At 68.4% G+C, this 15,558-nt stretch carries 10 protein-coding genes; 1 reads left to right on the forward strand and 9 read right to left on the reverse strand.

Going from position 1 to position 15,558, the window contains the following annotated elements; all coding sequences use genetic code 11:
* Positions 1-29 precede the first annotated feature (29 nt).
* The 3 genes from QXH22_RS08670 to QXH22_RS08680 all read right to left on the reverse strand — a co-directional run bounded on the left by QXH22_RS08670 (position 30) and on the right by QXH22_RS08680 (position 6,744).
* Positions 30-3,515, reverse strand: coding sequence for a DNA-directed RNA polymerase subunit beta (locus tag QXH22_RS08670; RefSeq protein ID WP_371934173.1), 3,486 nt, complete (start codon positions 3,513-3,515; stop codon positions 30-32).
* A gap of 576 nt (positions 3,516-4,091) precedes the next feature.
* A complete protein-coding gene (locus QXH22_RS08675; RefSeq protein WP_306242271.1) occupies positions 4,092-5,096 on the reverse strand; it encodes an ABC transporter ATP-binding protein in 1,005 nt (334 codons plus the stop codon).
* A 130-nt stretch (positions 5,097-5,226) separates the two neighbouring features.
* Positions 5,227-6,744 (reverse strand): carotenoid oxygenase family protein, encoded by a 1,518-nt coding sequence (locus tag QXH22_RS08680; protein ID WP_306275373.1) that lies wholly within the window; start codon positions 6,742-6,744, stop codon positions 5,227-5,229.
* A gap of 83 nt (positions 6,745-6,827) precedes the next feature.
* Between QXH22_RS08680 and QXH22_RS08685 the strand changes: the two genes are divergently transcribed.
* The gene (locus QXH22_RS08685) at positions 6,828-7,508 is read left to right on the forward strand and encodes a TetR/AcrR family transcriptional regulator (RefSeq protein ID WP_306242273.1); all 681 of its coding nucleotides are present in this window, start codon (positions 6,828-6,830) and stop codon (positions 7,506-7,508) included.
* Between the two features lie 75 nt (positions 7,509-7,583).
* Here the strand turns inward: QXH22_RS08685 and rplL are convergent, their stop codons facing one another.
* The 6 genes from rplL to QXH22_RS08715 all read right to left on the reverse strand — a co-directional run bounded on the left by rplL (position 7,584) and on the right by QXH22_RS08715 (position 15,505).
* Positions 7,584-7,976 (reverse strand): 50S ribosomal protein L7/L12, encoded by a 393-nt coding sequence (rplL, locus tag QXH22_RS08690; RefSeq protein WP_306242274.1) that lies wholly within the window; start codon positions 7,974-7,976, stop codon positions 7,584-7,586.
* 42 nt (positions 7,977-8,018) lie between these two features.
* Entirely contained in the window at positions 8,019-8,600 is a 582-nt protein-coding gene (gene rplJ / locus QXH22_RS08695) for a 50S ribosomal protein L10 (protein ID WP_306242275.1), read from the reverse strand.
* A 235-nt stretch (positions 8,601-8,835) separates the two neighbouring features.
* A complete protein-coding gene (locus QXH22_RS08700) occupies positions 8,836-9,759 on the reverse strand; it encodes an ROK family protein (RefSeq protein ID WP_306275374.1) in 924 nt (307 codons plus the stop codon).
* Positions 9,759-10,370 (reverse strand): malonyl CoA-ACP transacylase, encoded by a 612-nt coding sequence (locus tag QXH22_RS08705; RefSeq protein ID WP_306242277.1) that lies wholly within the window; start codon positions 10,368-10,370, stop codon positions 9,759-9,761. The genes QXH22_RS08700 and QXH22_RS08705 overlap by 1 nt, the downstream gene beginning before the upstream one ends.
* Positions 10,358-14,536, reverse strand: coding sequence for an NEW3 domain-containing protein (locus QXH22_RS08710; RefSeq protein ID WP_306275375.1), 4,179 nt, complete (start codon positions 14,534-14,536; stop codon positions 10,358-10,360). The genes QXH22_RS08705 and QXH22_RS08710 overlap by 13 nt, the downstream gene beginning before the upstream one ends.
* 9 nt (positions 14,537-14,545) lie before the next feature.
* Complete coding sequence (locus QXH22_RS08715) at positions 14,546-15,505, reverse strand: YafY family protein (RefSeq protein ID WP_306275376.1); 960 nt, start codon at positions 15,503-15,505, stop codon at positions 14,546-14,548.
* Positions 15,506-15,558: the final 53 nt, after the last annotated feature.

Consider the following 15,558-nt stretch of genomic DNA (forward strand, 5'->3'; position numbering starts at 1 on the left):
TTAGTGACTGAAAATCTGATTCAAGAAGATCAGGCAAGATCCTCGACAGACGCGGATTCGTTGCGCGACAAGTTGATTCCCAGGTTGGCCGCCGCCCGCTCAAGGTCTTCGTCCTCGCCCTCGCGCAGCTCGATGGCCGCACCGTCGGACGACAGCACCTCAACGTTGAGGCACAGCGACTGCAGCTCCTTGAGCAGCACCTTGAACGACTCGGGGATGCCCGGCTCGGGGATGTTCTCGCCCTTGACGATGGCCTCGTAGACCTTGACCCGGCCGACCGTGTCGTCGGACTTGATGGTCAACAGCTCCTGCAGCGTGTATGCCGCGCCGTAGGCCTGCATGGCCCAGCACTCCATCTCACCGAACCGCTGGCCACCGAACTGCGCCTTACCGCCCAGCGGCTGCTGGGTGATCATCGAGTACGGGCCGGTGGAGCGGGCGTGAATCTTGTCGTCGACAAGGTGGTGCAGCTTCATGATGTACATGTAGCCAACCGTCACCGGGTACGGGAACGGTTCACCGCTGCGTCCGTCGAACAGCACGGCCTTGCCGTCGCCGTTGACCATCACGTCGCCATCGCGGTTGGGCAGCGTGCACGACAGCAGGCCCTGCAGCTCCTCTTCCTTGGCGCCGTCGAACACCGGGGTCGACACGATCTGGTTCGGCTGAGCATGCCGGAGGTCCTCCGGCAGGTTGGCCGCCCAGTCCGGGGTGCCCTCGATGTTCCAGCCGGCCTTGGCCACCCACCCGAGGTGGGTCTCCAGGATCTGGCCGATGTTCATCCGTCGCGGCACACCGTGGGTGTTCAGGATGATGTCCACCGGGGTGCCGTCCGGCAGGAACGGCATGTCCTCCACCGGCAGGATCTTGCCGATGACGCCCTTGTTCCCGTGCCGTCCGGCCAGCTTGTCACCGTCGGAGATCTTGCGCTTCTGAGCGACGTAGACCCGGACCAGCTCGTTGACGCCGGCGGGCAGTTCGTCGTCGTCCTCGCGGGAGAACACCCGGATGCCGATGACCTTGCCGGACTCACCGTGCGGCACCTTCAGTGAGGTGTCGCGGACCTCGCGGGCCTTCTCACCGAAGATGGCGCGCAGCAGCCGCTCCTCCGGGGTCAGCTCGGTTTCACCCTTCGGGGTGACCTTGCCGACCAGGATGTCGCCGTCACGGACCTCGGCACCGATGCGCACGATGCCGCGCTCGTCCAGGTCCGCCAGCACCTCGTCGGAGACGTTCGGGATGTCCCGGGTGATCTCCTCGGCGCCCAGCTTGGTGTCGCGGGCGTCGATTTCGTGCTCTTCGATGTGGATCGAGGTGAGCACGTCCTCTTCGACGAGGCGGTTGGACAGGATGATGGCGTCCTCGTAGTTGTGACCCTCCCACGGCATGACGGCCACCAGCAGGTTCTTGCCCAGGGCCATCTCACCGTTCTCGGTGCAGGGGCCGTCGGCGATCACCTGACCGGCCTCCACCCGGTCGCCGGCGTCCACGATCGGCGACTGGTTTGCGCAGGTGCCGTGGTTGGAGCGGGCGAACTTGCGCATCCGGTAGGTGCGCCGGGTGCCGGCGTCGTGCATGACGGTGATGTAGTCCGCCGACACCTCCTCGATGACGCCGGCCTCTTCTGCCACGACGACGTCACCGGCGTCGATCGCCGCACGCAACTCCATACCGGTGCCCACCAGCGGTGCCTCGCTGCGCACCAGCGGAACCGCCTGGCGCTGCATATTGGCACCCATCAGGGCACGGTTGGCGTCGTCGTGCTCGAGGAACGGAATCATCGCGGTGGCCACCGACACCATCTGGCGCGGCGAGACGTCCATGTAGTCCACCTCGGACGACGGGACGTACTCGACCTCGCCCGCCTTGCGGCGGACCAGAACGCGCGGCTCGGCAAACCGGCCGCTCTCGTCGATCGGCGAGTTGGCCTGCGCCACCACGTGGCGGTCCTCCTCGTCGGCGGTCAGGTAGTGGATCTCATCGGAGACCACACCGTCGACCACCTTCCGATAAGGCGTCTCGATGAAGCCGAACGGGTTGACCCGCGCGTACACCGACAGCGAGCCGATCAGGCCGATGTTCGGGCCTTCCGGGGTCTCGATCGGGCACATCCGGCCGTAGTGCGACGGGTGGACGTCACGGACTTCCAGGCCGGCGCGCTCACGTGACAGACCGCCAGGCCCCAGCGCCGACAGACGACGCTTGTGAGTCAGACCCGACAGCGGGTTGTTCTGGTCCATGAACTGCGACAGCTGGCTGGTGCCGAAGAACTCCTTGATCGCGGCGACGACCGGCCGGATGTTGATCAGGGTCTGCGGCGTGATCGCCTCGACGTCCTGAGTGGTCATCCGCTCGCGGACGACGCGCTCCATGCGGGACATGCCGACCCGGATCTGGTTCTGGATCAGCTCGCCGACGGTACGCAACCGGCGGTTGCCGAAGTGGTCGATGTCGTCGGTCTCCACCGGCACCTCGGTGCCACCAGGGACAGTCATCGTGTGCTGGCCCTCGTGCAGGCGGACCAGGTACTCGATGGTGGCGACGACGTCTTCCTCAGTCAGCGTGGAGCTGGTGATCGGATCGCCGACGTGCAGGCCGAGCTTCTTGTTGACCTTGTAGCGGCCCACCCGGGCCAGGTCGTAACGCTTCTCCTTGAAGAACAGGTTCTCCAGCAGGGTCTGCGCGGACTCCTTGGTGGGGGGTTCGCCCGGCCGCAGCTTGCGGTAGATGTCCAGCAGCGCCTCGTCGGTGCCGGCGGTGTTGTCCTTCTCCAGCGTGCCCATCATGATCTCGGAGAAGCCGAACCGCTCGTGGATCTGCTCGTTGGTCCAGCCGAGGGCCTTGAGCAGCACGGTGACGGGCTGGCGGCGCTTGCGGTCGATACGCACGCCGACGGTGTCGCGCTTGTCGACGTCGAACTCCAGCCAGGCGCCACGGCTGGGGATCACCTTGACGCTGTGCAGCATCTTCTCGGTGGACTTGTCGATCGTCTCGTCGAAGTACACACCGGGCGAACGGACCAGCTGGCTCACGACGACACGCTCGGTGCCGTTGATGATGAAGGTGCCCTTCTCGGTCATCATCGGGAAGTCACCCATGAACACCGTCTGGCTCTTGATCTCGCCGGTGTTGTTGTTGATGAACTCGGCCGTGACGAACAGCGGAGCCGCGTACGTCATGTCCTTGTCTTTGCACTCGTCGACGGGCGCCTTGACCTCGTCGAAGCGAGGGTCGGAGAACGACAGCGACATCGAGCCGGAGAAGTCCTCGATCGGTGAGAGCTCGTCGAGCACCTCTTCGAGGCCGCCCTTGGGGCTGACCTCGCCGCGCTCCAGCGCGCGCTCTCGCCAAGCCTGCGAGCCGATCAGCCACTCGAATGAGTCGGTCTGAACGTCAAGCAGCCCCGGAACCTCGAGCGGTTCACGGAGCTTGGCGAATGAAACGCGGTTCGGCGCCCCAGGTACGGAGTTGTTTGAGCTCTGGCGGAAATCAGCCAAGATGCATCCTTCCAGCACCTCGTGCGACTAACGAGAGCTAGAAGTGAAAGCCGGTGCGACCCGGTGCCCACCAAAGCCTGTTCGCCGCAGATAATTGTGTCGGTTCGGCTGGCGGACGAACTGTCCGGATCTCACGCACGCACGTAGCTGAGCCGCGGGTTGGGGCTCAGGCTAAGACTGCGGTGTCTTTAGCGGCCAAGAGGCGATTGTGAGGTGGGCAGGAAGTAGCCAGCGCAACGTCCAACAATAGCGCAGACGCGCGCATTCCTCAAATACCCACAACAACTAGCGGTCATACGCCGTCCCCGGATCTTATGACGACCGATGGCGCTGGCTGGCGACCTCGAGTTGCCCAAGGACAGATACGACACATGCTGCCCAACAGATTGACCCGTTTAGGCCCCGTCGTCAAGGGGTGCACGCGGCAAGTTGTGGGAAGTTGTGGTTAATTCCCCGACGACCGCCCACCAGGTGAACAGCGCAAGGCAGCAGGGTATTGCAGTCTTCGCGAACCCCGCCCGCAGGACAAAAATCCCGCCGAGGGCAATTCGTCAGGGGAGCCAGTCCCCCGGGCTCAGGACGTTCGCTACGGGATCAGAATTCGTGCGACTGGTACTTGTGCGTGCCCTCGAGGTCGTCGAGGATGGCCGCCTGCGCGTCCTTGGGGAGCGTGTGCAGCATCGCCCGCACCCGGGCCTGACGACGGGCGACCGCCTTGCGCTCCGGCATCCCGGGCGACGCGACGATCTGCGGCGGCACGCCCTCGATCTCCTCCACACCGCCGGCGTGCTGACCGGCGTCGAGCGCGGCCTGCTCTTCGGCCATGGTGGCCTCGTCCTTCTCCTCGGACATACCGATCGGCCCGATCCGGCGGCCGTTGAGGAACTGCCGCACCACGGGTTCGTCGCTGGTCAGCAGCACCTCGCGGGGCCCGAACATGACCAGGTGCTTACGGAAGAGCATGCCCATGTTGTCCGGAACGGTCCGGGCGATGTTGATGTTGTGCGTCACGATGAGGATGGTCGCGTCGATCTGGGCGTTGATGTCCATGATCAGCTGGCTCAGGTAGGCGGTACGAACCGGGTCCAGACCGGAGTCCGGCTCGTCGCAGAGGATGATCTGCGGGTCCAGCACCAGGGCCCGGGCCAGGCCGGCACGCTTGCGCATACCACCGGAGATCTCACCGGGGAACTTCTTCTCGTCGCCGCCGAGACCCACCATCGTCAGTTTCTCCATGACGATGTCGCGAATCTCCTTTTCCTTCTTCTTGGTGTGCTCACGCAAGGGGAAGGCGGTGTTGTCGTACAGGTTCATCGAACCGAACAGCGCACCGTCCTGGAACAGCACGCCGAACAGGGTGCGGATCTCGTACAGCTCTTTCGCCGAGCACTCGATGATGTCGGTGCCGTCGATGATGATCGAGCCGCGCTCCGGGCGCAGCAGACCGATCAGTGACTTCAGGAAGACGGACTTGCCGGTACCCGACGGGCCCAGGAGAACGCTGACCTCCCCGGAGGGAATCTCGAGCGTGACGTCTTCCCAGATCCTCGAGGATCCGAAGGACTTCGTGAGTCCGTTGACCTCGATGCTGACGCCCATGGGAAATCCTTCCGTCAACGCGCAAATTCGCCACCAGGCCCCGTGTGGCTTGAGTCACTGTAGCGCACGCCCGGTACGCCGTAGCAGGGTTGCAAAGATAACAATCTGCGGCAGCTCAGGATCAGCCGCGTCAGCCCGCCGGCGCCCAGTTGCCGTGGAACCCCATCGGGACCCGCTGGGGCAGGTGCACGGTGGCGACCGACTCCAGCGTTTGGGCGTCCAGCAGCAGCAACTGACCCTCGTCCCTGCCGCGGTGGTAGCCGTACCCCATCAGGACCCCGTCGTCTTCCGCTTGGCCGCCGGTGCCGTCAGACGGGTTGGGCACAAATGACATCTCACCGATCACAAGTTCGGGGTCCAGCGACGCGACCTCACTCGAGCCGGTCGCGTAGTCGTGCTTGTACAGCGCGGTCACCATCGGCATGCCCTGCTGCTCGGCGAGATAGCCGTCGTCGACCCCGACGGCGTAGCCGAACCGGTGCCGGGCGCCCGTCAGGGTCTCGTTGATCCGGGGGAACTCCTGTGGCCGGTCGTCGCGACGTTCGGTGGACACCGATCCGGTGGCCAGGTTGATGGTCCAGCGCTCCAGCATCGGTTGGGTGTCTCCGGGACCGCGCCGGTCGTGGTCGAACATCCGCTCGTAACTGACCACGTCGAGCACCAGGTATTCCGAGCCGTTGCGGATTTCGGAGTAGGCGTTGAGCGGGTGATAGACGTAGCAGGGCGCGATATCGAACCAGCGCACATCACGGTCGGACCCCTCCCTCGGCATCACCCCGATGCGCGCGGGATACGACGTGTTCCACGCATACGGCATCCGGTCGGTCGGTTTGGGATTGCTGTTCAGCCGCGCCGCGATCGGGCCCGGTATCCGCAGGCGGCCTACCAGCGACTGCATCACCAGCTGAGCCGGCACGCTCAGCCAGCGGGGCACCTTGACCGGGAGCACCTGCCCCGGGTCGAACGTGACCGGCAGGTCGTAAATGACCACATATTTGTCGGTAAGCGAGAAGTCATGCATCATCGGCGACCCGCTCACGCGGATGTCGACGGTGCGACGGGCCCGTCCCTGGGTGTCGATCACCGAGTACTGCACCGTTCGCCCGCGGGCGAACGAGTAGGAGACGGCGTGCAATTCGCCGGTGTGCGGGTCGCGGTGCGGGTGGGCGGTGTAGCCGCCGTACAGCGTCCCGTCGAAGTCGCACGTCCCGATCGTGTCGAGTTCCTCGGTGAGCTCGTAATTGGCGACGCCGCCCTCCACCAGCGCCAGCGTGCGGCCGGCGTGCTCCAGCACGCTGGTGTTGGCACCCAGAGCCAGCAGGCCCGCCCTCGGGTCCAGCCGGGCCGGGGCCGGCTCACCGAGCTTGGCGGCCACCGATGCACTGCGCACCCAGCGGTTGCGGTACCAGCGGGCCTGCCCGTCCCGCAGTGACACCCCGTGGACCATCCCGTCGCCGCTGAACCAGTGATAGGTGGCCGGATTGACCTCCGCGGCGGGATTCGGCCCGTTGCGCAGGTAACGCCCGTCCAGATGCTCGGGTATCCGCCCGGTCACCCGCAGATCGGTGGCGGTGACTTCGGCCTTCACGGGCGCCAGAAAGTCCTCGAGGTAGGGGTTCCGGATTTCGGCCGTCTGCGTCACCGTCATGTCTGAGCTCCTATAACATTGTTATTTCAGCGTTATCGAAACCGTACGCCGCTGATCGTCCGATGGCAATATTGTGTGGCGAGATGACTACCGACCCGACCACCCGCAGCGTCCGCGACGACCTGCTGCACGCAGCCGTGGGGCTTCTCAACGACCACGGGCCCGACGCGCTGCAGACCCGCAAGGTGGCCGGCGCCGCGGGAACGTCGACGATGGCCGTCTACACCCACTTCGGCGGCATGCGTGAGCTCATCGCCGCGGTCGCCGAAGAGGGTTTGCGGCAGTTCGGCACCGCGCTGACCGTCGCGCAGACCGACGATCCGGTGGCAGACCTGATGGCCGTCGGCGCCGCGTACCGGCGTTACGCGATCGAGCGGCCGCACATGTACCGGTTGATGTTCGGCAGCACCAGTGCGCACGGCATCAAGGCGCCGGCGGGCAATGTTCTGACGCTCACCCTCGACGAGATCGAAAAGCAAGAATCCAGCTTCACGCATGTGGTGCGCGCCGTGCACCGGTCGATGCTGGCCGGCCGCATCACCGCCTCGGCCGCAGACGACGACGCCGCCGTGGTGGCGACCGCGGCCCAGTTCTGGGCGTTGATCCACGGCTTCGTCATGCTCGAGCTGGCCGGGTTCTACGGTGACGACGGGTCGGCACTGTTGCCGGTGCTCGCCGGTATGACGACGAATCTGCTTGTGGCTCTAGGTGATTCACCCGAGCTGGTGCACCGGTCCCGGCAGGCGCTGATCGCCGCCCGCTGAGTGGCTCCGGGCACGCAAACGCCCCCGGGGCCGGTGGGCTCCCGGGGGCGTTTGTGCACTGCGTTTGTGCAATGACTACTTGACGGTGACGCTGGCGCCGGCGGCCTCGAGCTTGGCCTTGGCCTCGTCGGCGGCCTCCTTGGAGACCTTCTCGAGCAGCGGCTTGGGGGCGCTGTCGACCAGGTCCTTGGCCTCCTTGAGGCCCAGACCGGAGACGATCTCACGCACCACCTTGATGACGCCGATCTTCTTCTCACCGGCGCCCTCGAGGATCACGTCGAACTCCGACTGCTCCTCGGCGGCCTCGGCGGGGGCACCGCCACCGCCACCACCGGCTGCCGCGACGGCGACCGGCGCGGCCGCGGTGACCTCGAAGGTCTCCTCGAACTTCTTGACGAAGTCCGACAGCTCCAACAGGGTCATTTCCTTGAACGCGTCGAGCAGGTCGTCGCTGGAGATCTTTGCCATGGTTTTTTCCTCCTGAGTTTCTCGGGTTTTTGGGTTTATGGGTTATTCGGCGGCTTCGGGGGTTGCCTCGGCGGCCTCGGCGGCAGGAGCCGCGGTGGTCGCGGGGGCTTCGGTGCCCTTCTTTTCCTGGAGGGCGGCCAGCAGGCGGGCCATCTGCGACGCGGGTGCGTTGAACAGCCCGGCAGCCTTGGCGAGGTTGCCCTTCATCGCGCCGGCCAGCTTGGCCAGCAGCACCTCGCGGGATTCCAGGTCCGCGATGCGCTCGACTTCGGCGACGGTCAGCGGGTGGCCGTCCATGTAGCCGCCCTTGATGACCAGCGCCTTGTGCTCCTTGGCGAAGGTCTTCAAAGCCTTGGCGGCGTCCACCGGCTCACCGGTGACGAACGCGATGGCCGTCGGGCCGGCGAACAGCTCGTCGAGGCCCTCGATTCCGGCCTCCGACGCAGCGCGCTTGATGAGGGTGTTCTTGGCCACCGCGTAGGTGGTCGACTCCCCCAGCGACCGGCGCAGCTCGGCCAGGTTGGCCACGGACAAGCCGCGGTACTCGGTGATGACCGTCGCCGTCGATGCCTTGAAGTGCTCTGTGATGTCTGCGACGGCGGTGGCCTTGTCAGCCCGGGCCATGCATACCTCCTACAAGTGTGGTGGCCACCGGAGGAACGACGAACGCCCCGGCGCAGGATGCGGCCGGGGCGTGAAAATCACCGGCGCGTGCGCCGGTGATGGTGCCTCGTCCTCCTGCGTGGGCCGCCGGGATGTTCCCGGACCTTCAACCGATTGCTCGGTGACCGACGGTCTTTGGTGGATCGGCACCACAATAGCGTGGGTCCCCGCGATCAGCCAAAACGCGTCCGGCCGCCTACAGCCCGACCAGTCGCGCGGCACCGATCAGTCCGGCGTCGCCCCCGAGGTCGGCCGGCACCACCCGCAGGCCGGCCAGGAAATCCAGGCGCGCGTACTCGGCCAGCGCACTGCGCAGCGGGTCGAACAGCAGGCCGCCGGACTTGGCCACTCCCCCGCCGATGACGACCAGGTCCAGGTCGCACACCGCAGCAACCGAGGCGATCATCGCGGCCAGCGCGCGGGTGCCGCGGGCGAAGGCCTGCAAGGCCACCTCGTCTCCGGCCGCGGCCGCCGCAGACAGTTCCCGTGCGCCGGCGCCCGCCGCTGCAGACCAGCCGTTGGCCCGCGCCCACCGCGTCATCGAGGGACCCGAGGCGATCGTCTCCACACAGCCGCGGCCGCCGCACGCACACGGCAGCCCGTCCGGATCGACCACCATGTGACCGACATGGCCGGCGTTGCCGGTGCGGCCGGTGTACGGCACCCCGTCGAGCACCAGGCCGCCGCCGACGCCGGTGGACACCACCATGCCCAGCAGGAAACCCGCGCCGCGGCCGGCGCCGATCCAGTGCTCCCCCAGTGCCATGCAGACGCCGTCGCCGCCCAGCCGGACCGGCACACCCGGCACCGCTGCCGCCACCCGGTCGCGCAGCGGGAACCCGCGCCAGGCCCGGATGTTGACCGGGCTGACGGTTCCGGTGGCCAGGTCGACGGGGCCGGCCGAGGCGATACCCACCCCCGCCACCGTTCCCCCGGCCGCACGCAACGCCTCGCCGACCATGGTGGCCACCGCATCCCACACCTGTTCTGCGCCGGCGCCGGACGGGGTGGGACAGGTGGCGTTGTAGACCAGCGTGCGGGTCGGGTCGGCGAGGGCGGCGGGGTCGGCGAGCCCGGCGGCGATCTTGGTGCCGCCGATATCGAGGCAGAGGGTGAGCATCAGTGTCGGTGGGTGTTGTCGGGCTGGCGCGGGTCGCCAGGATGTTCGTAGCCCGGTGCCAGCTGTACCAGCGCGGCGCGGCGGGCGTCCAGCCACACCCGGAATGCGCGCCGGCGCGCCGCTGCCAACAGATGATGGCTGATGGCCGACCGCACCTCCTCCAGCGGCGGCGCGGCGTCCGGGGGGACGCGCCAGCCGTGACTTCCGGCCTGCGATCGCGCGAACCGCAGTGGGTTGCGGGCGTGGTAGGCCGCGACGTCGTCGGCGCTGACCTCGACACCGGCGGTCACCTCGGCGAATAGAGCGCGTGCCCGCGGCTCGGCCAGCGCCGCCGCCGCGATGCTGCCGATCTCGAGCCGGGCGGTCACATCGGGCAGCAGATCGTCCTCGGGCGGGGCGCCGGTGCCGTCAAGACCACGGGCTGCGGCCTCCGCGGCAACCACCCGCTCGGTAACGAGCAGCTGCGTCAGCCAGCGCCGCAGCTGGCGGCCCTCGCTGGTGCCGGGTGCGGGCAGCGCGTTGGCCTGGGGGCCGCCGCGCAGCCGCGCTTCACGCGCGTCGACGTCGGCGACGACGACCGGAACGCCGGCCACGGTCGCTACAGATCGCATGTCACCATCACTTTCACCGCCGGGGAGTAGATCAGTCGGCCCGCGCAGCCGACCCGGACCAGAGCCCACCACTGCCCCGGATCCAGCCAGGCCGGCGGGCAGACATCGAAGACGAGTTCGACGTCTCCCAGCGCGGGCAGCTCAGCGCCGAGCACGGCCGGCCCCATCCACTCCCACGTTCCCCAGGGGCTGATCAAGTGCGCTTCGACGGCAAGGCCGGCCCGGGCACGGCTGGCGACGGTCACCGACAGCCGCGCCGTTTCCCCGGCGGCCACCGCTACCTCGGCGGGACCGTCGACGAGATACACGACGTCACCGCCGTCGTCACCGACATCCACAAACGCGACATCCTCGACCACCTGGCGCCACGCGGCCGGCACGTCGTCGTCGGTGACGCGCAACTGGGCCCGGATCGGGTACCGCCCGGCGGGCGCGTGGCCCGGGATCCCGACCACGACGTCGGTTTCCAGGTGGGCTCCGGGCTCCAGCGTGAACGGCGACGCCACCGGGCCGACCGACCAGCCGTCCGGACCCACCACGTCGACAGCGCCGCCGAGCGCGGCGTCGGTGCAGTCGCTGGCAACGGTCAGGCGCAACGTCACCTCACGAAGGTCCACGCCGGTGTCGACACTCACCTGCTGCGGGTGCAGGTGAGCCACCACCGGTAGCCCGCCCAGCGGCGCGGGACCGCGATTGTGCAGCCAATAGCGCGCGTACAGCGGCTGAGCCGGTTCGGTGTGCGGGGCCAGTGCCACCGGGTCGACGGGCACGGCCGCGACGTCGAGGCGTGCCAGCACGGTCGCGACCTGGTAGCCGTGCAGATCGATGCGGCGTTTGCGCCGTTCGGCCTCCTCCAGCAGGTTCGCCTCGGCGAGCCCACGCAGCGGGCCGAGGTCCGAGCCGACCACCACCCGCGCAGCGGCGCCGGTCGATTCCACGAGTCGCAGCGCGACGTCGCCGGGTGAGACGGGCCGGGCACTGCCGGCGGCCAGCGGGTTGCCGGCGGCCTTCAACGCCCCCACCTGCACCGCGTCGGCCGGCTCGACATGCAACAGGGATCCGTTCGCCGGCAACAAGCCGCGCTGTTCGCCCGGGGTGAGTGCCAGCAGCGGATTGGAGAACTGTGCGCTGCGGGCCGGGAGCCCGGTTCGGCGCCAGTCGCCGTCGCCGCAGATCAGCGCATAGTCGAAATGGTGCGTCCAGTGCTGCAACTGGAAGTTGGAGCCGTCGGGCGCCGTGCGGCGCGGTTCGTCGATCCAGGTTCCGGACGGCCAGCCGGTGCAGGACCGCATCAGGGCAGTGTGCAGCGTGCCGTCGACCTCCACCGCAAAGCTCGGCACGCCCCGGTTGAGCAAGGCGACGGTGTAATCCTCGAAAGGATCCGCTTTTGACGGAACCTGCTGCACGACAACAATTTCGGCGTCTGCAAGGTCCTCGGCGACGGCCGCGATCGCGGCGGCCAGGTTCCGTGCGCCGGCGCCGTCGATGATGAGCACCGGCACCGCGTCCGGCTCTCGCAGGTCGGCGTCGGGAACCCAGACGGCCGCCAGTCCCGTCGCCGCCGGCACCCACACCCGGGCCTGACCGCTCTGTGCGAGCTGCCGCTCGAGTTCGGCGGTGTAGGCGGGGTCGGCGGCGGCCAGTACCGCCCGGGTGAACGCATTGCGGGCGGGCCCGCCCAGGGCAATACGCGCGTCCGGCAGGTTGGAGTCGACGTCGAGATTGCCGTAGCGCGGCCTGCCGGCGCCGCTGCTGGTCGCCGTCACGCCGGCGCGCACCAGCGCGACCATGAGCTCGCGTGCCATCGGACCGGTCGCCGGCTCCGAGGGCGCCACCACCTCGGCGACCGATATCGCCCGGGTGGCACTCCCCACGCGGACGCGGGCCGCCGTGGACAGCCCGAACCATCCGTACGCCGGGTTGTCCAGCGTCCAAAGATGTTCGGCGGTATCCACGGACTGCTCACCGTCATGCAGCAAGGCAAAGCCGCGCCCGACGACGGCGTCCCCGACCTCGCTGACCGGCATGGCGCCGGACACCGGACAGGGCCAGCGCAGCCGCACCAACCGGTCCTCGCCCACGAATTCGTCGATGGTGGTGCGACAGTCGACACGGTCGGTGCCGTGCCACAGCGTCAGGGTCTGGGTGTAGCGCAGCAGGTCGCCGATCCGGCCGCCGACCACCAGTCGCTCACCGAGTGGTCCCCGGTACGCCTGCACGGTTGCCGTGAATTCCGAGCTGCACACCACCGGCCCGCGCGGCAGCAGATGCCAGGGGCCCTCACCCTGCGTCGGATGCGATGCGTATTCCTCGTAGACCGCGAGCTCGTTGCCCACCCGGCCGGCGGCGATCAACTCCCGGCCGTCGCGAACGAGCGACGCCACCGACCCGCCGCGTTGCGGATCGACGGTGAGCCGGTAGTACTCGTTGCCGATCCGGGCGCCGGCCACCGCCTGCCACCCCGCGGCGTGGTCGGTGGGCACCAGCCGGTAGGCCCGCCAGCCCAGCGATGGCACGTCTGTTGCCAGCCACGTCACCGATCGGCCGTCGTGCTCGACGTGCACGGGTAGCTCAGCGCCGTCGGAGTCCAGCACCCGTACGCCGGCAACCGGGGGATCCAGCCGGACCGTGACGACATCGCTGCGCCGCTGTGTCACCGGGTTCCACACCACCACCGAGTGCGCGGCATCGGCCACCAGACCGGACAGCAGCTCAAGTGCGGTGTCGCGGCAGGTGCTGCCCAGCTCCCACGCGTCGCGCCAGCCGGTGAGCAGGTCGAGATAGACCTGGTCGGATTCCGAGCCGGTGATGGCGTCGTGGTGAGCTCCGTACGCCAGCTGTACCCACGCCTTGGCAAACGCGGCCTGCGGGTACTGCGACCCGGTCAGCACCCCGGCGAACACCGCGAAGCGCTCGGCGTCCAGCACCGCATTCTCGGCGGCCCGGTTCGCCTGCTTGGTGTCGATGTAAGACACGTCCTTGCCGGTGTAGATCGGGTTCATGTCGCGGGTCTGCGGCGATGCGACCACAGAGCGTTCGGCGAGTTCGGCACGCACCGCCGCGAAGAACTCCCGGGGCAGCCCGCACACGAACCGCGGCCACGTGTAACGCGCTGCCCAGTCGCGGTGGATCTCGGTGACCCATTTGTTCGGCGGCGTGTAATCGGTGCCGACGGGCAGCAGCACGTTGCGGGTCAGCGCGACCTTCTTCAGCTGGTCGAACAGCGCGTAAGTGGCCTCCTCCGCCTCGGCCAGCGTGGTCGACGAGTCCATCCACCAGCCGGCCGAGTAGTGCGCCGGCATGTAATGGGTGAGCAGGCCCCGGCCGGACGGCGAGATCCATTCGAACTCGCTGGAGAACTGCATGCGGTCCACGTCGCCGCCGGAAGCCGGCCCCCACTGATGGTGCGGGCCCCGCGCCCACGAACTCGATGTCAGGCCGGCGTCAGCGGCCATGCCGGGGAACTGCGGGTCATGCCCGAAGACGTCGAGCTGCCAGGCGGTGGCCGGGTCGGCGCCGAGCACGTCACGCTGAAACCCGATGCCGTGCACCAGGTTCCGGATCGTGGTCTCGGGGCTGGTGAGGTTGGTGTTGGGTTCGTTGTAGGTGCCGCCCATCACTTCGAGCCGGCCCTGCGCCAGCAAGCGGCGCAGGTCGGCACGGTCCTCCGGGCGGGTGTCCCAATACGGCTTGAGGTAGTCGACCTCGGCGAGCACGAACTTGTACTCCGGGTCGCGGCGCGCCATCTCCAGGTGCGCGTGCACCAGTTCGAAGCCATTGGTCTGACGGGCTCGCCCGGGCGGGTCTTCGTGCCACTCGCTGGTGTAGGCGGCCTGGGTGTTCCACCAGACGGGGTCGTAGTGGAAGTGGCTGACCATGAACATGGTCCAGCCGGGTTCGGCCACCACGAAATCGAAGTCCAGGCTGATGCCGCCGGCCTGCACGCGCGCGGCGCGACGGCCACCGGCAACCGGGCCGTCCACCACGACCGGCACCTCGACCACCTCTTGGCCGGCCGTCGCGACCGCCTCACCACGCAGGCCGTCACCGTCCACGCGCAGCGTCGTCGCCCGGTCGCACCCGGCGACGCCGATGCGGGCCAGCTGCAGGGGCTGGTCCGGCGGGCCGACGAACAGCTCGGTCGATGCCGCCGAAACCAGTTGCATGACCGCACCTTACGGTGCGCCGCCCGCGCGACGAAGACGTTTGGCCACCGCACGCGCCGCCGTCCGCACCTCGTCGGGCTCCAGCACCTCGAAATCGGTGCCCACCATCGCGAAGTACACCACCATCCGCTGCGGGTCGTCACCTCCCGCCGTCACCACGCAGGCCTCGTCCCCGTCGGGCTCGACGGTCATCGACTGCGGCGAGAAGTGGCGCGCGACGGCGGAGGCCGGGACCGGGTACCGCACCCGGGCCACGTAGCGATAGGGCGCGGCGCTGATCGCGTGCCGGAGGAATTCGCGCGCGTCCGGCGCCTGCCGCGGGGTGAAGGTGCTGCCCGCCACCTGCGTCGCGCCCATCCGGTCCAGCCGCAGGGTGCGCCAGTCGCTGCGGTCGCGGTCGTAGGCCAGCAGATACCAGCGCCGGCCGGTGGTCACCAGTTGATAGGGCTCCAAGCGACGCTTGCTGGGGGCACCGTCGCGCGCGGTGTATTCGGCCGTGACGTGCTCATGATCGCGGCATGCGCGGGCCAGCGTCATCAAGGTGTCCGGATCCACCGGGCTGTCCACCGAATCCGGCGTCAGGGTGACGGTGGCCTCGTGCACCGCGGCCACCTGGGAGCGCAGGCGCGCCGGCAGCACCTGGTCCAGCTTGCTGAGCGCTCGCAGCGCGGAATCCCCCACCCCGGCCACGCTGCCGCCCGCGGCCAGCCGGAGACACACCGCCACCGCCACCGCCTCGTCGGGATCGAGCAGCAGCGGCGGCAACGCCGCGCCGGCGCCGAGCCGGTAGCCACCCCCGGCGCCTTTGCTCGCTTCCACCGGATAACCCAGCTCACGCAGCCGTTCGACGTCGCGCCGCACACTGCGGCCGGTCACCGATAACTGCCGGGCCAGTTCCTGCCCGGTCCACACCCGGCGCGACTGCAGCAGCCCCAGCAGCTGCAGTACACGACTCGTCGTCGCCGTCATGCCGCCAAGTCTGCCCCAGGTTTAGGACCAAAACTGTCCGCTATTGCTGAAAT

The sequence above is a fragment of the Mycobacterium sp. TY814 genome (assembly GCF_030755175.1).
Taxonomy (GTDB): Bacteria; Actinomycetota; Actinomycetes; order Mycobacteriales; family Mycobacteriaceae; genus Mycobacterium.

What these genes read in the sequence shown, in the direction of transcription:
- QXH22_RS08675 (WP_306242271.1), bottom strand. Translation starts at nt 5,096, where the DNA reads ATGGGCGTCAGCATCGAGGTCAACGGACTCACGAAGTCCTTCGGATCC.
- QXH22_RS08680 (WP_306275373.1), bottom strand. Translation starts at nt 6,744, where the DNA reads ATGACGGTGACGCAGACGGCCGAAATCCGGAACCCCTACCTCGAGGAC.
- QXH22_RS08685 (WP_306242273.1), top strand. Translation starts at nt 6,828, where the DNA reads ATGACTACCGACCCGACCACCCGCAGCGTCCGCGACGACCTGCTGCAC.
- rplL (WP_306242274.1), bottom strand. Translation starts at nt 7,976, where the DNA reads ATGGCAAAGATCTCCAGCGACGACCTGCTCGACGCGTTCAAGGAAATG.
- rplJ (WP_306242275.1), bottom strand. Translation starts at nt 8,600, where the DNA reads ATGGCCCGGGCTGACAAGGCCACCGCCGTCGCAGACATCACAGAGCAC.
- QXH22_RS08700 (WP_306275374.1), bottom strand. Translation starts at nt 9,759, where the DNA reads ATGCTCACCCTCTGCCTCGATATCGGCGGCACCAAGATCGCCGCCGGG.
- QXH22_RS08705 (WP_306242277.1), bottom strand. Translation starts at nt 10,370, where the DNA reads ATGCGATCTGTAGCGACCGTGGCCGGCGTTCCGGTCGTCGTCGCCGAC.
- QXH22_RS08710 (WP_306275375.1), bottom strand. Translation starts at nt 14,536, where the DNA reads ATGCAACTGGTTTCGGCGGCATCGACCGAGCTGTTCGTCGGCCCGCCG.
- QXH22_RS08715 (WP_306275376.1), bottom strand. Translation starts at nt 15,505, where the DNA reads ATGACGGCGACGACGAGTCGTGTACTGCAGCTGCTGGGGCTGCTGCAG.